The sequence below is a fragment of the Bengtsoniella intestinalis genome, from assembly GCF_039719005.1.
In the GTDB taxonomy this organism is placed as follows: Bacteria; Bacillota; Clostridia; order Oscillospirales; family Oscillospiraceae; genus Oscillibacter; species Oscillibacter intestinalis.
This window is the reverse complement of sequence record NZ_CP133584.1, coordinates 820,415-840,359: the sequence shown is the minus strand read 5'-3', so window position 1 is coordinate 840,359 and position 19,945 is coordinate 820,415. Positions and strand designations below refer to the sequence as shown.

General features: G+C 45.6%; 23 protein-coding genes. 21 read left to right on the top strand and 2 right to left on the bottom strand.

Annotated features, from left to right (window positions below):
- Positions 1-3 precede the first annotated feature (3 nt).
- Genes RFF05_RS04190 through RFF05_RS04180 form a run of 3 tightly spaced genes read left to right on the top strand, consistent with a single transcriptional unit; the run spans position 4 to position 4,070 of the window.
- Positions 4-2,214 (top strand): tyrosine-type recombinase/integrase, encoded by a 2,211-nt coding sequence (locus tag RFF05_RS04190; protein ID WP_409969149.1) that lies wholly within the window; start codon positions 4-6, stop codon positions 2,212-2,214.
- A complete protein-coding gene (locus tag RFF05_RS04185) occupies positions 2,198-3,706 on the top strand; it encodes a tyrosine-type recombinase/integrase (protein WP_409969148.1) in 1,509 nt (502 codons plus the stop codon). Before RFF05_RS04190 ends, RFF05_RS04185 begins: the two co-directional genes overlap by 17 nt.
- Positions 3,696-4,070, top strand: a complete 375-nt coding sequence (locus RFF05_RS04180; RefSeq protein ID WP_409969147.1) for a DUF6262 family protein — start codon at positions 3,696-3,698, stop codon at positions 4,068-4,070. Before RFF05_RS04185 ends, RFF05_RS04180 begins: the two co-directional genes overlap by 11 nt.
- Here RFF05_RS04180 and RFF05_RS04175 read toward each other — a convergent pair whose 3' ends face one another.
- On the bottom strand, positions 4,071-5,261 hold the full coding sequence (locus RFF05_RS04175) for an SEC-C metal-binding domain-containing protein (RefSeq protein WP_409969146.1): 1,191 nt from the start codon (positions 5,259-5,261) through the stop codon (positions 4,071-4,073).
- Between the two features lie 130 nt (positions 5,262-5,391).
- On the opposite strand from RFF05_RS04175, the gene RFF05_RS04170 reads away from it, so the two are divergent.
- The 13 genes from RFF05_RS04170 (at position 5,392) to RFF05_RS04110 (ending at position 15,031) form a co-directional block, all read left to right on the top strand.
- The gene (locus RFF05_RS04170; protein ID WP_409969145.1) at positions 5,392-5,607 is read left to right on the top strand and encodes a DUF6133 family protein; all 216 of its coding nucleotides are present in this window, start codon (positions 5,392-5,394) and stop codon (positions 5,605-5,607) included.
- A 15-nt stretch (positions 5,608-5,622) separates the two neighbouring features.
- Positions 5,623-5,940: a SpoVG family protein gene (locus tag RFF05_RS04165; protein ID WP_409969144.1), complete on the top strand. Its 318-nt coding sequence runs from the start codon at positions 5,623-5,625 to the stop codon at positions 5,938-5,940.
- A gap of 6 nt (positions 5,941-5,946) precedes the next feature.
- Positions 5,947-6,369, top strand: coding sequence for a prepilin peptidase (locus RFF05_RS04160; RefSeq protein WP_409969143.1), 423 nt, complete (start codon positions 5,947-5,949; stop codon positions 6,367-6,369).
- 13 nt (positions 6,370-6,382) lie between these two features.
- Positions 6,383-7,195: a Flp pilus assembly protein CpaB gene (gene cpaB, locus RFF05_RS04155; protein ID WP_409969142.1), complete on the top strand. Its 813-nt coding sequence runs from the start codon at positions 6,383-6,385 to the stop codon at positions 7,193-7,195.
- Positions 7,196-7,999: a ParA family protein gene (locus RFF05_RS04150; RefSeq protein ID WP_409969141.1), complete on the top strand. Its 804-nt coding sequence runs from the start codon at positions 7,196-7,198 to the stop codon at positions 7,997-7,999. It abuts the gene before it with no gap.
- Complete coding sequence (locus RFF05_RS04145) at positions 7,993-9,372, top strand: type II/IV secretion system ATPase subunit (protein WP_409969140.1); 1,380 nt, start codon at positions 7,993-7,995, stop codon at positions 9,370-9,372. The genes RFF05_RS04150 and RFF05_RS04145 overlap by 7 nt, the downstream gene beginning before the upstream one ends.
- Positions 9,373-9,375: 3 nt before the next feature.
- The gene (locus RFF05_RS04140) at positions 9,376-10,305 is read left to right on the top strand and encodes a type II secretion system F family protein (protein WP_409969139.1); all 930 of its coding nucleotides are present in this window, start codon (positions 9,376-9,378) and stop codon (positions 10,303-10,305) included.
- 53 nt (positions 10,306-10,358) lie between these two features.
- Positions 10,359-11,174 carry a secretion protein F gene (locus RFF05_RS04135; RefSeq protein ID WP_409970080.1) on the top strand — a complete coding sequence of 272 codons (816 nt, stop codon included), beginning with the start codon at positions 10,359-10,361 and terminating at the stop codon, positions 11,172-11,174.
- A gap of 11 nt (positions 11,175-11,185) precedes the next feature.
- Positions 11,186-11,581 carry a DUF4320 family protein gene (locus RFF05_RS04130; RefSeq protein ID WP_409969138.1) on the top strand — a complete coding sequence of 132 codons (396 nt, stop codon included), beginning with the start codon at positions 11,186-11,188 and terminating at the stop codon, positions 11,579-11,581.
- Entirely contained in the window at positions 11,581-12,126 is a 546-nt protein-coding gene (locus RFF05_RS04125) for a hypothetical protein (RefSeq protein ID WP_409970079.1), read from the top strand. The genes RFF05_RS04130 and RFF05_RS04125 overlap by 1 nt, the downstream gene beginning before the upstream one ends.
- Positions 12,127-12,225: 99 nt before the next feature.
- Entirely contained in the window at positions 12,226-12,744 is a 519-nt protein-coding gene (locus tag RFF05_RS04120) for a DUF6550 family protein (protein WP_409969137.1), read from the top strand.
- 62 nt (positions 12,745-12,806) lie between these two features.
- Positions 12,807-14,663, top strand: a complete 1,857-nt coding sequence (locus tag RFF05_RS04115) for a hypothetical protein (RefSeq protein WP_409969136.1) — start codon at positions 12,807-12,809, stop codon at positions 14,661-14,663.
- A gap of 38 nt (positions 14,664-14,701) precedes the next feature.
- Positions 14,702-15,031, top strand: a complete 330-nt coding sequence (locus tag RFF05_RS04110) for a DUF3852 domain-containing protein (protein ID WP_409970078.1) — start codon at positions 14,702-14,704, stop codon at positions 15,029-15,031.
- Between the two features lie 160 nt (positions 15,032-15,191).
- Here RFF05_RS04110 and RFF05_RS04105 read toward each other — a convergent pair whose 3' ends face one another.
- A complete protein-coding gene (locus tag RFF05_RS04105) occupies positions 15,192-15,791 on the bottom strand; it encodes a hypothetical protein (protein ID WP_409969135.1) in 600 nt (199 codons plus the stop codon).
- 216 nt (positions 15,792-16,007) lie between these two features.
- Here RFF05_RS04105 and RFF05_RS04100 point away from each other — a divergent pair, with 216 nt between their 5' ends.
- The 5 genes from RFF05_RS04100 (at position 16,008) to RFF05_RS04080 (ending at position 19,930) form a co-directional block, all read left to right on the top strand.
- A complete protein-coding gene (locus RFF05_RS04100) occupies positions 16,008-16,295 on the top strand; it encodes a 4-oxalocrotonate tautomerase (protein WP_409969134.1) in 288 nt (95 codons plus the stop codon).
- A 76-nt stretch (positions 16,296-16,371) separates the two neighbouring features.
- Positions 16,372-17,268 (top strand): conjugal transfer protein TrbL family protein, encoded by an 897-nt coding sequence (locus RFF05_RS04095; RefSeq protein WP_409969133.1) that lies wholly within the window; start codon positions 16,372-16,374, stop codon positions 17,266-17,268.
- A gap of 16 nt (positions 17,269-17,284) precedes the next feature.
- Positions 17,285-19,090 carry a DNA (cytosine-5-)-methyltransferase gene (gene dcm / locus RFF05_RS04090; protein ID WP_409969132.1) on the top strand — a complete coding sequence of 602 codons (1,806 nt, stop codon included), beginning with the start codon at positions 17,285-17,287 and terminating at the stop codon, positions 19,088-19,090.
- The gene (locus tag RFF05_RS04085) at positions 19,083-19,346 is read left to right on the top strand and encodes a hypothetical protein (protein WP_409969131.1); all 264 of its coding nucleotides are present in this window, start codon (positions 19,083-19,085) and stop codon (positions 19,344-19,346) included. Before dcm ends, RFF05_RS04085 begins: the two co-directional genes overlap by 8 nt.
- Positions 19,343-19,930 (top strand): hypothetical protein, encoded by a 588-nt coding sequence (locus RFF05_RS04080; protein ID WP_409969130.1) that lies wholly within the window; start codon positions 19,343-19,345, stop codon positions 19,928-19,930. The genes RFF05_RS04085 and RFF05_RS04080 overlap by 4 nt, the downstream gene beginning before the upstream one ends.
- The last annotated feature ends 15 nt before the right edge of the window (positions 19,931-19,945 follow it).

Below are 19,945 nucleotides of genomic sequence, written 5' to 3'. Positions count from 1 at the left end.
ATAGTGAAAAGAGTCACAGCAACGGCTGTTTGGGAGATTGAGGGTACAGAAGTTACTTTAAAATACAGAAAAGAATGTCCCGAAGAAGTTATGACTAAAAAGATAATAGCATATCGAGAAGTGCTGTTATCAAAAGCATATTTACAGGATAATACAAGTCTATGTGAAGCGTTTCATTTCTTTGGTGGTATTGCATTTGTAGCGCTTGGAATGACTTTAGAAACGGACTTTAAGGAATGTTTTACACATTATGCTAGAGAGTTTGCAAAGGAATGGGCAGAGAGCGCTAAATGCCTTAAATCTAAGTTTATTGGATATGAATATGTATTCCAAACCATGCTTAGGCATAGTGAAACTCCAACCAACTACAATTTTAAATATATTTTAGATGGAGTTTCAAAGGATAATGATTTTAAAGTTATCATTGAGCAAGTTTTCATGGAATATTGGTCGAAGATAATGCTTGATAAAATGAAGAACAATCAATCCGTATCTGATATTACAGCTCGTGTTGGTGATGCAAGAGTAAGTAGATATTTTATGTCTATACCGATGGAAACAAAGAAATATCTAAAGGGATTGGCACAAAGCTATACAAACAATCGTGAAATAATTACTAAGCGTAGTCTTTCAGATTTTATCTTTGGAAATGGTGGTGACTCCACATTTTTAGGTGTTGATGAAGAATTTCATGCCCTGTTTCTAAGTACAGTAAATGAAGAGTTTGAATCGCAAAAAATCAAATTTGTGGCAGAAAATCGTTTGCAGTTTAAAAAGGACAAATGGAAACTTTATCAGCTTGATGGTGCAACCCTCAAGTATCTTACAGTTGACTTTACCATAGTAATTTCATCCACCTTAAAACAGGAGCTTAAACAGTTTTTGAAGTTTAGATACAGTCGAGGCTTTAGGACGAGTGACAGAAATCCACTTTACTTACTTCAAATCGCTAATATGATTCATACAATTAGTCCTGACATTATGTTTTTTGCAGATGTAGATATCACTGATGCAAAGGCATTACAACTAAAACTTGAAAATGATGTTTCACAGGTCCAAATGATGAATTACATTTCTATGTGTAATTTACTCTTTGATTTTCTGATTTCTGATGATAATGTAAGTAAGTTTCCTAAACCACAAAGCAATCCATTTCGTAGCTTGAAAATGGTAAATGCACATAAATATAACGAAAATACACCATATATCCCAGATGCTGTACTTGCTAAATTAGAGGAACATGTGGATGAATTATCTCCTATGGAAATCCGAATGTTTAAAATATTTGTTTCCACAGGTATGAGAGCTAAGGAAGTAGCTTATTTAAAAGAAGATTGCTTATCTGATGGTAGATATGACGAGCGATACATTTTAAAATACACACCCTATAAAGTGTTAAATGCAAGGCGAAAATTGGGGCTTGGAGAATATCATCAAATCTATGTGAATCAAGAAGTAAAAGAATTAATTGAAGCACAAATAAACGATAGCGAAGAATTGCGAAACCACAGTGGCTTGCCCTACATCTTTTTATATCAAAATAAAGGGCGAAGAATTTGCTTACCAAACACTGGGAACTATTCTGCTAAAATCAATAAACTGATTCAAAAGCATAATATTTGTGACGAAAGTGGAACACCTTGGAATTTTTCAACAAGGCAGTGCCGAAAAACTTTGGTAGTAAAAATGATTGAAAATAATGCAACTGTAACGGAGCTTGTGTATCAATTAGGACATCTAAATCATAGTACAGCTATGAAATATTATGCAGATGTAAAATCTATGAAACTTGCAGAATTAAATACAGAGTTTTATCAAAAACAATTTGGTTTACTTTTATCAAATAAGCAATTAGTAGATTTTTCAGAAGAAGAACGTAAACAACTGTATGTGGATTTTAGGCTATCTAAAAGAAGAGTGGAGTTTGGCTATTGTGTTCGTAAGAATTGTGAAGGCGCTTGCAGCTACCAGAACAAAACTATGCATTGCGTTAGTTGTCCAAATCTTTGTACAGGGGCACAATACCTCCCCTACTGGTCAGAATTGCTAAAATCACAGCAAGAAGTAGTTAATGCTCTTAAAGAAGCGTATCGTAAAGAAAAAATAAAGGATTATCAAAATTTTGCAGAGTATATTTTAGAAAATCGAAAACTGCTCGCTTATCAAAATATTGTTAAGGCAATCAAGGAGGCAAGTGATGAGTGCGATATATAAATATGAGGAATTGTATGAAGAATTACAAAAACAAAGGTATATGGAGTTTGTAGGAGTGGTTTCAAGTAATTCTATATTTACTGATGATGTTTGGATTTGTGATAAAAGAAATGTAAGTCTTGGAAATGAGCTTCATAAAATCAGAATACACTTTGCAAATATTTCTCAGTTTCATAGAGAGTGTGCGAAATTCTTTGCTGTTCTACGACTTATAGATGGAATTGGCGTGAGAGCAGTAAAGATTGATTTGTATAATTTAGGGGTTTTCCTTAAATTTTTAGGTGTGAATAGCTTGTCAAAAGTTGACTATCATACAGCATCACAGTATAAAATATTTTTAGATCAAAGAGGATATGTCGATAGTACCAAATCACGCATGTGGTCTACCCTTAATATGTTTTTTCGCAAGATGAATGGGTTCGATAATTTGCAATACAAAAATCCATTTACAAAGAATATCTATCAGTATGATAAGTTAATAGACAGTAAGTATATACCAGAAGATGTAGCGAAAAAACTTGATAGTATATTTATGAACGAAGAAATATCAGTAACATATCGCTGTATTTATTGGGTTTTAAGGTTGATTCCCTCTCGCATCTCCGAAGTTTTAGGAATGGAGATAGAGTGTGTAAAGCCATTTGACGGACACTTTGTAATCACAATACCCACATGGAAACAAAATGGCGGATACTTAGAACCGATTAAAAGGCTTATTCATGTCGAGGATACAGGGATGGGTGGTCATTTACTATCTTTAATTCGTGAACAACAGGAGATATCACAAAACAGTCAAGCATATCTTGCAGAAAATAAGAAAAATGCCCTTTTTACCTATCAAGATAGTTTGAAATTAAAAAGTGGCACTTACAAGCGAGATAGATATATTGTGGCAACTTGGAGTTCAACAAATTATCATTTGAAGAAGATTTGCAAGCAATATGATGTTACTGATAGCGATGGGAGATTATATAATATTTCAAGTCATCAATTTAGGCACAATGGAGTGACAGATAGACTTCGTGCAGGGTTTACATTACCTCAAATCGCTGAAATGACTGCTCATCACGGGACTGCAATGCTCTATGGTTCGTATGCTCATTTGAATCTATTCCCTGAAACACTGATAGAGCCAGTAAAATATGATATAGAGGAAGAAAATTCGTATGTATTATTTGGTGGTCGTATTTTAAATATGGATGCAATCACAGAATCAAGACTACTTAAAAATTTGCGTTCCCATAGAATACCCGGTGGAATATGTGCAGATGTAACCCACTGTAAGAGTGGCATGTGGGATTGTATTTCTTGTGAAAAATTCATCCCAGAGCAAGAGCAACTTGAATATTTTAAGGAGCAAGTCAAAAGTTGGAGTGATAAGGCTACAAAATTTAAAACAGATGATCAACTTCACAACAATTTTCTAAAACTATCCAATCAGTTTGCAGATATTATAAAGAAATTGGAGGATTTAAAACCTTATGAATACTAAGAAAACATTACCACCTAAATTACAGCAGAAACAGGAGCTTAAAAAGCAAGAAAGTATCAATAAGGTCTTACGAGCCATTCATGATATTAAAAACGAGGGCAGAAAAGTGTCGATAACTACCCTCGTGGAGTTTACAGGCCTTTCAAGATCAGTATTTTCTAAACCACATATTAGGGAACTACTTGTGGACTATGGGTATACACAAAAAGGTGCTGTTACTGATAATTCAAGCGATAAAAAGAAAACAAAGAAATCATCAGATAAAGATAAAATTATAGATGATTTAAGAGCAAGAAATGCCAATCTCGAACGAGAGTGCCAGTTACTTAGGGGTAGACTTTATCTTCTCATGGGTAATCAGTGATTACTTGCCACAGCATTTTTTGTATTTTTTTCCACTACCGCAAGGACAAGGTTCATTTCGACCAACCTTTTTTGAAGCAACAGGTGCTGGGTTTTTGAAAGTATTAAATGGTATTAGATTGTCCGAGAAACTTCGTATCGGCTTTTTCGCATATAGGCTATGTAGTTCCTTTGGGGTATGCCCTTTATTAGCCCAAATACGAGTATTGTTTTTGAGATCCATGATAATATCAGCAAAAGCCTGTACATCTTCTATACCTTCAAATTCGATACCTGCGGCGTTTACTGGTTGCATAATATCGTTAAAATCTGCCTCCATTGAAGCGAGGAAGCAAATCTCATCAGCCAAATCTTCTGCAATATAGTCAGTTTTGCAAATGGTTTTTAGGTGACGTTCCAGTTTTTTTGTGTAGATAGTTTCTTCATAATAAGAGCTATCGGCATATTTGAGCAATTGATTTTTAGTTGGAATATATCGAGGTTTTCCCTGTGTCGCTTCAATCAAATGGGAAACTCCCTCAAAGTCATCCTCTTCAAAGCCTGCTGACACAATATATTCGTCCCAAAAACAAAAATCACTATCCATTGATACATGTTTAATTAAAGTAGTAAAAACCTCATCTATATCGGTGGGAGTGCTATTTTGGGCGTTAAATATTTCTACAAATTCATCTTGTGAAATGATACCATATAGACTAACGCAAGAGCGTGCATAGTTTAAAATTAAGCTATCACGCTTTTTCTTTTTCATAAAGTCCTTAGTGCATACTTTTTCTACAATTTGTCTAATTTCTGTTGGCATAACAGCGATGAATTTACTTTCAAAATAGTAAATTTCAACCATGCCAAGCATCATATAAAAGTCAAGTTTCGCGCAGGTGATTGCACTACATTCGAGCTGTGAAACCTTGGATAGTTCGATAAGTTCATTTAAATTTCCATCATCTGACATAAACAAAAAGGTTTCTATCCTATCCAGCTCCACCAAGGCATTTGCCAAAGTCGATACAAGACTGTCTTTTTTCAAGGTAGAATATTTGGAGATTCGGTGAAGTTTCGCAAGCTCTTTGAGTTTGTTTAAGGTTTTATCTATAAGTATTTCAGCAAGTGTGTGTTTAGGCGGTGATTTGCTCGCAATTCGCTTGACAGTTTTAGAAAATTCTTGCTCTATTACTTGTTCTATTTCATTCATAAATCTATCTCCTAAATAAATCTTTTTATTTATATTATACTACAAAAAACTGAAAATTTATATATCAAATGCAGTCGATTTTAGTAGGCTGCATTTTTTATACAACAAATTAAGAAAGGACGGTAAAATTATGGTTTTATCAATCAACAAAATTAAGTTTTGGACATATCTCAAGGGGAACTTCCTATATCGTGTACATGGGGCGAGGTTAAGAAAAGCTGTGAAAATCCTCATTGCCGTGGTGCTGGGCGCACTGCTTCTGGCTGGCTTGTATGCGCTGTTCAATGAAACCGTGATGCCCACCCTTGTGGACCGCATTCAGGATATGTTCGACTACGCTGGTTAAGGAAGGAGATGCCCTATGAGTAATGCAACCCCTATGAATTTGGATGTGCGCATCTATCCCACCCGTGGTGACGGTGCGGTGAAAGCCAATGCTTCTGTGAATATCAACGGCTATTTCGCCGTCAGCAATGTCCGTGTGCTGGAGGGTTCCAAAGGCCTATTTGTGTCCATGCCCCAGTACAAAACCCGAAGTGGCGATTACAAGGACATCTGCTTCCCATGCACCAAGGAGGCCAAGCAGACCATGGACAATGCCATCCTCACGGCCTATGAGCAGACCATGGCGCAGAAGCATGACCAGAACCAGAGCCAAGCACCAGCTCAGTCCATGTGATTGTAGATGCTACAGGTCTTACTTTTTGTAAGTGCATTGCTGGTAGCCTCAATTTGGGACTTAAAACGGCACATCATCCCCGATGCCCTATGTGTTTTTGTGTTCTGCATTGGCTTGCTACAGTTTAGCCCTAGCCATCTGCTGGGCATCCTCGTAGCTCTGCCCCTGTTCCTTGGGGCAATGATAGAGCAAAAGGGCACCCAGAGCATAGGCGGCGGTGACATCAAACTCACCGCCGCCTGTGGCTTTGTGTTGGGATTTCACGGTGGCATGATAGGCCTTATCATCGGTCTTGCCAGCTTTGTCATTTACCATGGCATCAAAGCCATGCTTCAACGGAGGGCAGAGGGAACCCCCAGTCCCATGGCACCCTTTTTGTCCATAGGGTTTATGGTCAGCTTTGCCATGACCCGATTTTATCTAATTTAAGGAGGAATACCCCATGAGTTTTCTCAAGAACCGCACCGTCCTTGGTGTGATTTGTATTGTGCTTTCTCTGGTGATTTGCTTTGCTGTGACACCGCTGTTCAACCAAGCCATTTCGGAAAAGACGGAGATCGTCCGAGTGGTCAAGGACATCAGCGCAGGCGATGAAATCACCAAGGATATGGTGGACGTGGTGGAGGTGGGCGGTTACGGCTTACCCGACAACGTCATTCGCCAAAGCGACACCGTGGTGGGGCAATATGCCCTTGCAGACCTGTCTGTGGGCGATTACATTTTAACCACCAAGGTTTCTTCCACACCAGCATCAGAAAATGTGTATCTCTATAACCTAGACGGCACCAAGCAGGCCATCTCCATCAGCATTTCAGACTTTGCCAATGGCTTGTCCGGCAAGCTCCAGTCTGGGGATATTGTATCGGTCATCGCCCCAGATTATCAGCAACGTGGCACCACAGAAATCCCTGCAGAACTAACCTATGTGGAGGTGATTTGCGTGACGGCCTCTAGTGGCTATGATGCCAACACAGGTGAAACCACCTCTGACGATGCAGAGTTGCCAGCCACCGTCACCCTCTTGGTCACAGCCCAGCAGAGTAAAATTCTAGCGGAGCTAGAGGACGAGGGCACCATCCACCTGTCACTGGTCTACCGTGGCGACACCGAAACGGCAGCGGAGTTCATTGCTGTGCAAGAGGCCGTCAATCTCGCCCTCTACCCCACAGAACAGGAGGACACCAACCAGGTAGCCACCACAGAGCCTACCACGGAGGAGGCTCTGGAAGTGCCAGAAACAGAGGTGATTGTCTAAATGAATTTTAAGAAACAATCCATCTTCATGCGAGGTGGCACGGTCACCGAGGACGACTACGAAGATGGCGGCATCCTTGCTGTGTGGGGCAGTCCTGGCAGTGGCAAGACCATTGCATCAGTAAAGCTGGCGAAATATTTGGCTTCTAAAAAGCAAAATACTGTGCTGGTGCTCTGCGACATGAATGCCCCCATGCTCCCGTGCATTTGCCCAGCCTCTGAGATTGAGTCGGAGCATTCCTTGGGCAGTGTTCTTGCCGCCACCCACGTCAGCGGTGCCCTGATCAAGCACAACCTCACCACCCTCAAACGGAACAATTACCTCACCATCCTCGCCATGAAAAAGGGTGAAAATGAATACACCTATCCGCCCTTTACCGATGTGCAGGCCAAAGAGCTAATGGCAGAGCTTCGTGAAATTGCCCCCAACATCATCGTGGACTGTGGGAGCTACCTTGCAAACGACATCCTATCTGCCGTGGCACTGATGGAGGCTGACTATGTCCTGCGCCTGTCCAATGTGGACTTGAAATCTGTCAGCTATTTTTCCAGCCAGCTGACCCTCCTACGAGATAAAAAGTGGGACTCAGACAAGCAGTACAAGGTAGCCTCCAATGTAAAGCCCAATCAGGCCAAGGAGCAGATTGCAGGAGCCATTGGCAGCGTGGCATTCACCTTGCCCTATTCCTCGGAGCTGGAACAGCAGTATCTGGCTGGCACCTTATTGGGTGACTTGCAGATGAGGGACAGCAGAGCCTACCGCAAGGGGATTGAACGGATTGCTAAGGAGGTGTTTGGATGCTAAAACGTCACAAGGCGAGAGGACTTTTTGAGTCCCAACAGACCCACAATCTATTCTTCGAGCCAGAGAGCGAGGGCAAGGACTTCTCCACCGTCCTTGCCGATGTGCAGGAGTATATTTCAGAGCATTACAGCTCCCTCATCACTGGGGGTAGCTTCGATGCCAAGTCCCAGATGAAACGCTACATCACCAAGTATATCCAAGATAAGCGACTGTCTGTAGGTGGAATGTCTGGGGAGGAGCTGGTGGATGCCCTCTACACCGAGATGGCTGAGTTTGGCTTCCTCACCAAATATATTTTTGGCAGTGGCATCGAGGAAATTGACATCAACTCATGGAAGGACATCGAAGTCCAGTATTCCAACGGCAGAACCGAAAAGTTGGACGAGCACTTCGACTCCCCAGAACACGCAGTCAACGTCATCCGCCGTATGCTCCACATCAGTGGTATGGTGCTGGATAATGCCAGTCCCATTGTCTTAGGGCACCTGAGTAAAAACATCCGTATCGCTGTGCTGAAAAGTCCCATTGTGGACGAGGACGTAGGCATTGCCGCCTCCATTCGTATCGTCAATCCACGCTCCCTACAAAAAAATGATTTCATCCGCAGTGGCACCGCCACCGAAACCATGCTGGACTTTTTGGCTCAGTGCATCCGCTACGGCATTTCCGTCTGTGTGGCAGGGGCAACCAGTAGCGGTAAAACCACCATGCTAAGTTATCTGCTCACCACCATCCCAGACCACAAGCGAGTGTACACCATTGAAAATGGCTCCAGAGAACTAGACCTTGTGCGCACGGATGAGAGTGGCAAGGTGATAAACTCCGTGATCCACACCCTCACCCGTGGCAGTGACAACGACAAGCAAACCATCGACCAGACTATGCTGTTGGACATCATGCTTCGTTTCAACCCAGATATTGCAGTGGTGGGAGAAATGCGTGGGCCAGAGGCCAATGCCGCCCAAGAAGCGGCCAGAACTGGTATCGCTGTGCTGACCACCATCCATGCAAACTCCTCCGAGGCCACCTATCGTCGCATGGTATCTCTGTGCAAACGTGCTGTGGATATGTCCGATGAAACATTGATGGACTACGTCACAGAGGCCTATCCCATTGTGGTATTCTGCAAACAGTTGGAGAACAAGCAACGTCGCATGATGGAAATTCAAGAGTGCGAGATTTTGCCAGATGGCACACGGGTTTACCGCCCTCTGTTCCAATACATCATCACAGAAAACCGTGTGGAGGATGGGCAGTTTATCATCGAGGGCGCACATCAGAAGGTCAACACCATATCCAATAGCCTTGCCAAGCGACTGCTGGAAAATGGTATGCCACAGACAACCATCGAGCAACTACGAAAGGGGGCATAACCCATGGTGCAAATCCAGCTACTTGCCTGTATTGGCATGATTGTTGGCTTCTTCATTCTCTTGCATATTTCCCCCATGTCCTTCACAGGCGATGTCTTTGGGCGATTGACCAACAAGCCAAAAACCATTCGAGATGAGGTCAATGAAACCACCCAGAGAAAAAAGCAATCCTACTTCCGCAGGGAGATGACGGAGGTGCAGGAAATTTTGCAGATGACTGGACGCTCAGCGCAATTTCCAATCCTGTGCGCCCTGTCCCTCCTGTCTTTTGCCTTGGGTGCCTGTCTCGCCATTATGCTCTCCAACTTTTTCTTGGTGCCTGTCATGGCTATCGGCTTTATGTTTATCCCATTTTGGTATGTGAAGCTCATGGCAAGCTACTTCAAAAAGGACATCTCTGCAGAGCTGGAAACAGCGCTGTCCATCATCACCACAGCCTACCTCCGCAATGAGGACATTCTCACCGCCGTGGAGGAGAACATCGCCTATCTCAATCCCCCGGTGTTAACCGTGTTCCGCGCCTTTGTCTCCCGTGTGCGACTGATTGACCCAGATGTGACAGCGGCACTGTATGAGCTAAAAGGACGGATTGACAACCCTGTCTATCGTGAATGGTGCGATGCCATCATCGCTTGCCAAAGTGACCGCAACCTCAAAACCACCCTTACCCCCATTGTGTCTAAACTCAGCGATATGCGAGTGGTCAATGGTGAACTGGAGAATATGATTTTTGAACCACGGAAAGAGTTCATCATGATGCAGGTGCTGGTCATTGGCAATATCCCATTGCTCTATTTCCTCAACCAAGACTGGTACGACGTGCTGATGCACACCCCACTGGGACAGCTGATCCTTGCCATCTGCGGTGCGGCCATGTTTATCTCTATGGCCTTTGTGATTAAACTGACCCAGCCCATTGAGTATCGGAGGTGATTGATATAATCTATCTATTCGCAGCATTTGTAGCCGTTGGCCTGTTCTTCATCATGGCAGACCTTCTGAAATTACCAACCTTGGCTACCACCAAGGCCATGATGGAGGCCGCCAAGCAAGCCAAAGGCAAAGCCAAAACCACAGACACACTGATGAGAATGGTGGCGGTGAAGCTGTCAAAGGTCATCCCTATCGACGAGTACAAGCGTATCCGCATGGTGAATACCCTGTCGGCCGCAGGCCTCAGTGAAACCCCAGAACTGTTCACTGCCTCTGCCATCGTAAAAGCTGGCAGCATTGGACTGCTGGCAATCCCGTGTCTTGTGGCCCTTCCACTTCTGGCGCCTGTGGTGCTGTTCCTCGCCATTCTTATCTACTTTAAGGAAATTCGCAAGGCGGATGAAGCCCTCTCCAAAAAGAGAACCCAAATCGAAATCGAGCTACCACGGTTCGTGGCAACCATCACCCAAGAGCTAAAGGCCAGTCGTGATGTGCTGTCCATGCTGGAAAGTTACAAGCAAAACGCTGGGGACACCTTCGCCTCAGAGCTGGACATCCTTACAGCAGATATGCGTTCCAGCTCCTATGAGGCCTCCCTCACCAGATTTGAGGCACGATTCAATTCCCCCATGCTGTCGGACATCACCAGAGGGCTTATCTCCGTCCTCCGAGGGGATGACGGTGTGGTCTACTTCCAAATGCTCTCCCACGATATGAAGCAGATGGAACTGCAAAAGCTAAAAGCACAGGTCATGAAGATACCCCCTAAAATCCGCATCTTTTCCTTTATCATGCTTATGTGCTTTATGCTCACCTACATGGCAATCATCGTCTATGAGATCATCACCTCCCTCAGTGGGATGTTTTAGGGGGTGGGCACATGAAACAAATCCTAAAAAGCACCAAGGGCGAGGGGTACATCGACGTGGTTGTCCTTGTCCTTTGCGCCATGCTGGTCATTGCGCTGGCGGTGCAAGTGTTACCTGTCTATATCGCCAAGCAGACCATTGACACCTTCGCCACAGAGCTGATTCGAGAAGCGGAGATCGCAGGGCGAGTGGGAACGGAAACCACCCAGCGAGAGGAAACCCTCGTGGCACAAACTGGCATCGAGCTAGAGGTCACATGGTCTACCAGTGGAAAAATCCAGCTCAACAATGAGGTCTCCGTGGTGGTCACCTACGATGTGGACATCGGTCTCTTTGGCAACTTCGCCAGCTTCCCCATCACCCTGCGGTCTGAGGCCAGTGGCAAAAGCGAGGTGTATTGGAAATGATGCTCCACCTTAAATCCACCCTTGGAAATTGCCGTGGGTCGGCACTGCCGTTGACGGTAGCCATCACCCTGTCACTGCTCCTTATCTTCGCTGGCATCTCTGAATATTTTCGACTACTCATTGTGGCACAGGGTGTACGAGATACCATGCAAACAGCGGTGATCACCGTGGTCAACGACAACTACGATGACGTGTATCACAGTGTGCGAGAGGGTTATTCTGGTGCCTATCAGCCTGTAGCAGACACCTTCGAAGAAAGCCTAGACTACAGCGACATCTATGCCATTATGGGTGAAATCTTAGAGCTGACCTATGAGGATGGCACCTACATTCAGTACACCAGTCAAGGGGAAATGGAGTTCAAAATCTGGGATTTGGATGTGGACATTGAAAATGCTCCCATCGCATCGGGCGACATTGAGTCAGAACGATTTATTGTGACCAGCACCATTGAACTAGAGGTGCCAGTCTCCTTTGGTGGGGCGTTGCTCCCCTCTATGACCATTACCCTCAAGACCAGCGCAGGGTATACCCCGAAATTTTAAGAATTTCAAAAATCTTCTATTCTTTTGCTAGACTTATGCCATGTCTTGTGGTACTGTGTGGCATAAGATAGAAACTTGAACGTAAGGAGGAACCATACCATGAAAAATACAAAGAAATGGCTGATTATCATAGGGGCGCTGATTGTCTGTGCCCTGCTGGTGGCACTGATTTCACAGCAAATGAATGGCGATGTGGTGGAGGATGACCCCCTGCCTACCGTCACCGAGGAACCCACCGATGTGGTGGTGGATATCACGGTGCCAAATGAACAGAAAGAAGAAATCACCATCACCGTCCCAGACATCAGCGAGGACATCAACCAGCCAGCTGGTGCAGTGGACACTGGCACTGAACAGACCATCCAGCCAGACATCCCAGAAAAGCCAACCTACACCGAGGAGGAACTATCCAACCCAGACCAAACCCCCAACAGCATCCCAGTGGAGGCCCCCACCGAAGAAAATCCAGACCCCACCCCTGTGGAGAATCAGATTGCCACAGAGAACAGCAGTGGTGGCTTGCCGGGCTTCGATGATGTGCCTTACATGGGTGAAAACCAAGCAATCTATGCCGAAGATATGTACGAAAACGGAAACAAGGTCGGCATCATGGACTAAATAAATCGCACTGGAAATGCACAGCTTAGGCTGTGCATTTTTCATTGCAGGAAGGAAGTTATATGACTAAAAGAATATTGGCATTTTGTTTATGTGTAGCATTGCTCTGTGGCATTGCTACAACTGCTTTCGCAGTCGGTGATGGCAATGTAGATTCTGGCGGTGGCGACATGGGCACAGGCACCAGCTCTAGCTATTGGAACCCCGGCATGGATGGTGTGCGAGTGACTGTTATCCGAGCCAGTGACTATAGTGCTGTCACTACTCCCATTGACCTAACCAACAAAACCCTGCCAAGCACTCTGTATCACTTTGGGAAGGTGTGTAAAATCCAGTATACCAACGGCCTATCTCTATCGGCACAGCAAGGGAATTACACCTATTACAACCCATCGCAATCCTTACCAACCATCGTCAGTACAACTGGCTCAAATAATATAGATGCCATCAAAAGTTACTTCACCGATGAACAGGTCATCCGTGCCATCGCTGGATACACTGGTTTCAACTACGACACCCTCATCAATGGCGACTATAAGTTGTTGCTAGAACCCATCGCCTATTACTATTATCAAGGAGTCTACATCGCCACCACCGCAACGGAGGCCGCCATGTATGACGAGATTGTCAGTGGTGCATTGCGCACTGCAATGCAGTCACTGAGCCACAAAAACCTCCCCCTTGCCATGTTCCTAGAAACCAGTGACTTGGGCTATTCGGCATGGACAGGTAGCACCACATCTGCCGCCACCAATGCAGATATCAAGGCATCCCTTGGACTTGGCATTGTGCGATTCGAGGAACTGCCAGAGGAGGTGCCAGAAGAAACTCCAGAGGAAACCCCCGAAGAAGTGCCAGAAGATACACCAGAGGATACAACAACTGATACTCCCGATACTACAACCACAGTGCCAACGAACCCTGGCACCAGCACTGATACCACCCCAGACACCACCAACTACGATTATGAATACAGAGTCAACACCGAGGTCATCACCTCGGTTTACGTCAGTGGTGGACAGTCTGATCCAGATGACGACACCGTGGTCTATTTCTACATCGACGGTACCCGATATAGTGTCAGCAATGTCTATTACCCCAGTGGGGACGGACAGCTGGTGTGGGTGAAATGGACGACACCGTCCACCCCTCAAGCCATTGAGATTGATGTGACGGTGTCGGGGCTCGGCGCATCAAATACGGCGACCATTTTGTGCAACATCGTGGATTTGGATGAAAACCCACCTCCCAACCCAGTGGCTGACGATAGCAACGATAGCTTCACCTATACTTCTGTGCCAAGTCGTGCAGTGGACTCCAGTGCCACATGGGGCATCTGGACACCGTGGTGGCAGGAATATTGGGTGGACAACGGCTATTGGAAAACCAGTTCTTGGACAGACAGCGATGGGGTAAAGCATACCAGTCGCTCGTGGAAGTCCAACTGGGAGGACGAGGGCTGGTGGGAGTTCGATTACAACCAATACAGCGCATCTCTCACCACTTCCATGAGCATCACTTGTGACGATGAAAACCCCACTGCCAGCGGTAGCACCATGAAGTCTGGCTACGGCATCAATCAGCTGGTGACAGCCAGTGTTAGCACCACCCAGAGTACGGCAACTACCTCGCCACAAAATGCGGTCAGCTACTTCCCAGAGTTTGGCTACGACACCTATTGGCGACTGCTGGAGGAAACCAGCTCTGGCAAATTCCAGTTCCAGAAAAATGTGTATTCCACCTACAACAACCGCACCCACTTCACCCCCATTTGGTATCCAGACGGAGCCTACACCGTGAACACTTGGGTCATAGATTGCTGGACACCTGTGGGGATGCTATCTGCCAATTTAACAGATAGCCTTACCATCAGCGGTAGCCTGTGGGATGACTGGCACATTGCTCCCCTTAACAACTAATCATTAAAATTTGAAAGGCGGTTCTTATGAAAAAGTTTATGAAAATTGGCACCCTTCTCTGCGTTGTTCTTGTCTTCACCTTCGCCCTCACCAGCCCAGCCCTTGCCGCTGGCACAGGGGATGTAGCAGCAGCGGTAGAGTCCACTTGGGATGATGCCTCTGTCCAAATCAAAGACGTGGTCAACAACGTGGTATTCCCAGCCATCGACCTGATCCTCGCTGTATTCTTCTTCGCTAAACTTGGCATGGCATACTTTGATTACCGCAAGCAGGGACAGTTCGAATGGGCAGCACCAGCCATCCTGTTTGCCTGTTTGGTGTTCACACTGACAGCACCGCTGTACATCTGGGATATCATCGGGATTTAAGAAATTTCGAAAATGAAACCAAGCATACAGATAATCGGGTTTGAGCAGAAGATGTATGGACAGAGCGTCCCCCTGTCCATACATCTTCGTGCATTTGGGTGAAAATGGGTATTTGCTGAAGTGATTCCCGCGTTATTTGTCAGGATGTATATAGTGTGCATTATATATAATAGATTAACATACCGAAAATAAACAATGGGATAATAATCACTACTGCTGCAAGGACTACAGATGATATAGCACAACACCATGAATAATATTTGCAGTACGGGTGTTCTGTTTTTTTGAGCTTTGGGACTATATTTCTCCTTTGAATTCTACTACAATCTAATGAACCGATGGGAAATGCACCATTAATATAAAAAATTGCATTATCGTACAATCGAATATTAAAATGCTCTAACTGATTGGGATCTATATTCTTGAAATGAAGCCCGAAATTTTTATCAGACACTAAGTTGTGATTGACTGATTCTTCGGTAATATAATCGTAAACCAAGAAGAATGAGCAAGGTTTTCCCTTGTTGGAATAGCTGTTGAAAACATTGCTGGGTTTAATAATACCAGACTCAATAATTTTATTGATTTTGTTAGACGTTGTAAAATGTACAATGCCGTTATTATTTATAGCCTTAATGTCGTGATTGTTTAGGGGTCTGCCTTTTAGCCCATCATACCTTCCTCGGAATCGACTTGCAAGTAATAATACAGGATAAATCAAGACTAGGATAGAAATAGCTATTATTACAACGTAGTTCATAAAATACATCTCCTCTATAGAACAAACTGAATTTTAGGTAGTCTGCGATAATTATTATACATTAAAACCAATTATTAATCTAGTGAATCGTATAGGTATCTGAAGTTGTCACTTCTGCTTGAATTATCAGCTTTCTTTCGTTGGTATTGGTGATAGCTATATGCCCTTACTTCGTATATACTTGCCTTATCAAGCAGACGGAAAGGAGTCCTCAATATGGAAGAAATCAAATCCTTGTGTGCCAAAATCCCAGTGGAGCTACACAGCAAAGTCCGCATTCACCAAGAGCAAAGCGGATTGACCTTAAATCAATACATGGAACAACTACTCACCCAATATTACAAAATAAAGGAGGAAAAACCCATGACAGACGGAATCAAAACCATGGCAATTCAAATCCCAGAGGAGCTGTTCGACCAGCTCAAGGCGCATCTGAAAGCCACCGGCAAGAGCCAAAAGGCATTCATCATCGAGCTGATTGAACAGGCTCTAGCAGAAAAATAAGGGAACAAATATCAAACTAATATCTGGGGCACATCGTGAAAACGGTGTGCCTTTTCTCGTCTGAGGAGGTGAAAATTTGTTTATATGGAATTTTGTCATGGGCGATGTGCTGGATCAATTCATCGACTGGGTCTATGGTCAAGTGGTCGGCTTTTTAGCCGACTTTTTTGCATCTATGGGGAACATGGGTGTGGAGCTGTTTGATATGCCTTGGGTGCAGTCCATCCTCCTGTTTTTCTCTTATCTGGCTTGGGCGCTCTATGTGACTGGCTTGGTGGTGGCGGTGTTTGAAACAGCCATCGACTACCAGCATGGGCGTGGCAGTGCCAAGGACACAGCCCTCAATGCCATCAAAGGCTTTATGGCGGTGTCGCTCTTTACGATTGTTCCTGTGGAGCTGTTCGCCCTATCCGTCAATTTACAGAGTAGCATCACCGCTGGCATCACGGGCTCCAATATTTCCTTTAGCACCATGGCAAGCAGTGCCATTTCCAGCTTTGGGACAATTTCTACTGGCGTAAACTCCAACACCTTGGGTGGTCTGGCTGGCATATCAAACCCAATCCTCATGCTGTTTATCATCTTCATGATGGGCTATGCCATTATCAAAGTGTTCTTTGCCAACCTAAAGCGTGGCGGCATTCTGCTGATACAGATTGCTGTTGGCAGTCTGTATATGTTCTCTGTACCAAGGGGATACATTGACGGCTTCGTCCAGTGGTGCAAGCAGATCGTTGGACTATGCCTCACCACATTCCTACAAGCAACCATACTGACTGCAGGCCTCATGGTGTTGGGCGACAGTGCCCTGCTTGGCTTGGGCCTCATGCTATCCGCTGGAGAAATTCCTCGCATTGCAGGGGCATTTGGACTGGACACCTCCACCAGAGGGAACATGATGAGTGCTGTCTATACAGCCCAGGCCGCCGTCAACACAACCAAAACCATTGTGCAAACCGTTGCACCCAAATAACCGAAGGAGGGATGCCATGATGACCATGGGAAGTCTCTTCGATGGGATTGGAGGATTTCCCCTTGCGGCCATTCGCAATGGAGTCTCTCCAATATGGGCAAGTGAGATTGAAGCCTTTCCCATTGCGGTGACGAAAATCCGTTTCCCACAAATGCTCCATGTGGGGGACATTACAAAGCTAGATGGAGCAACCCTTCCTCCGGTGGACATCATCTGCGGAGGGAGTCCCTGCCAAGACCTGTCCGTGGCTGGCAAGCGAGCTGGCCTAGAGGGCGAGCGGTCTGGGCTGTTTATGGATCAAGTGCGCATTGTAAAGGAGATGAGATATGCAGACGAATTGCGAGGACTTCCTGTGGGAAGCCGACGACCAAGGTACCTTGTTTGGGAAAATGTTCCCGGAGCCTTCTCCTCCGCAGAAGGGGAGGACTTCCGTGCGGTCCTCGAAGAAATTGTCCGAGTATGCCATAGCACCGCTCATATTCCTCGACCTGACACCGGGGCGTGGAAATCTGCTGGGGCAATCATACTGGGAGGAGAATTCAGCTTGGCTTGGCGAGTTCTCGACGCTCAATACTGGGGAGTCGCCCAGCGCCGCCGTCGTATCTTCCTTGTCGCTGATTTTGGAGGACTCACCGCTCCCCAAATACTATTTAAGCAAAGCAGCTTGCTTGGGAATCCTGCGGAGGAGCCAAGCCAGAGAGAAGGAATTGCCACCCCAACTGAAACTGGCACTGGAGATTCAAGGGGGACTACACCCCATAAAATAACCGCCTTTGCCGCCAACCAGAGGGATGAAGTGCGTGACCTTCACGATGTGTCGGGAGCCATCCAAGCCCAGCCCGGCATGAAACAGCAAACCTTTGTTGCGGATACAGAGAGCGTAAGGAGTTTCCATGTGAACCAACGTGATGAAATCATTGACCTCAAGGGTATCTCTGGTGCATTGATGGCAACACGCACCATGCAGATGCAGACCTTTGTGGCAGAGCCATTTTTTTGTCTCTGTGACCAAGGTGGAGAACGGATGGATGTGCTGGATAATCAAGTGGGCACCCTGCGAGCTGGTATGGGTGGCAACATTCCCATCGTCATGGGAAGTCAGCAAGGTGGCGCAGAAATCTGTGAAAACCTGTGTCCCACCATCACCAGTGCAGCAGGAACCAGTGGCAACAATCAGCCTGTACTGTACGATAATCACGCCAGAGATTGCCGATACAACGGTCCACTGAGTGTGGCTCCTACCATCGCATCTGTCTATGGGACTGGCGGAAACAATGTGCCATTGGTAGAACAGGCACCCAAGAGCTACTGCATCGCTGGCAACATCATTGACCGAGAGGTGCAAAATGGCGGCAATGGACTGGGCTGTCAAGAGGGTGTTGCCTACACCTTAACTGGTGCGGATCGCCATGCGGTCATGCCATACCAAGAGGTCATTGGTGCCTTGTGTAGTGGGGATCAGAAAGGTGTCAACTCCCAATATGTCAGCCAAGACAAGTGCATCATAAGCCCTGCGGTATTTGGAGAATCCTCCTTTGGTGACTATGGCGATGGGGTCAGTACCATCCGTGCATCGGGTGGCAACAATGGTGGTGGCAGTGAAAATCTAGCCATTACCCACAACCTTGTCCGCCGACTGACACCACTGGAGTGTGAACGACTGCAGGGATTTCCAGACGGCTGGACAGATATCCCCAAGGCATCTGACAGTGCCAGATACAAGGCCTTGGGCAATAGTGTAGCGATACCCTGCGTGGACTTCGTCCTGCGAGGTATCGCTTTTATTTTGAAGAAAAGTAAGGAGGACAGCTCAAATGTATAGCTACCCAGACAACCTAAAATCCAAGGCAACCCTGTGGCTGTGGGAACTGCGTGACATTGCCATCATCGGGATAGGCTTGCTTATCTCTGTGTTTGCCTTGGCACAGGGCAGATTTTTTCCACCCATTGTGGTAACTGCCGTCTATGCTTTCTTAGCCATTCGATTTGAGGACACCAGCATTCTGGATTTCATCCGCTATGCTGTGACCTTTTTCTTTGGCAAACCGCAAGTCTATGAATGGAGGGGAAATCAGTGAGTAAAAAAGCAAAACAGCAAAAAAATCAAGCGGACTCCACTCGCAGTCTCATGGGCATCTCATCCATCACGGAACACAGCTTGGTGACTGGTCATGGAGAGCTGGTCTTTTTTATGCTCAAGCCAACCAACATCAGTGTGCTGTCAGACAGCAACGTAGGGGCTAGAATCTATGCCCTCATGAATGTCCTCAAGGGCATTGCAGAAATCGAGATGCTCTGCCTCAACAGTCGTGAAAACTTCGAGGAGAACAAGAACTATCTAAGAGGTCGTGAGGAGGCCGAGCAAAATCCTGTCATCCGCAAACTGCTCCAGCAGGACATGACGTCCCTAGACCGTATGCAGGTGCAGATGGCAACAGCCAGAGAATTTCTCCTCATCATTCGCTTGCGAAATGAGAAGGAGTCCGAGGTGAAACCCTACCTTTCACGGATTGAAAAAAGCCTCAAAGACCAAGGCTTCACCACCAAGAAAGCCGATGAACATGACATCAAGCGACTGCTAGGGGTCTACTACGAGCAGAACGTCACCACCGAGAAGTATGAAGATTTTGACGGAGAAAGATGGGTGATTTTTGGTGACTAAAAAGAAGAAAACCGC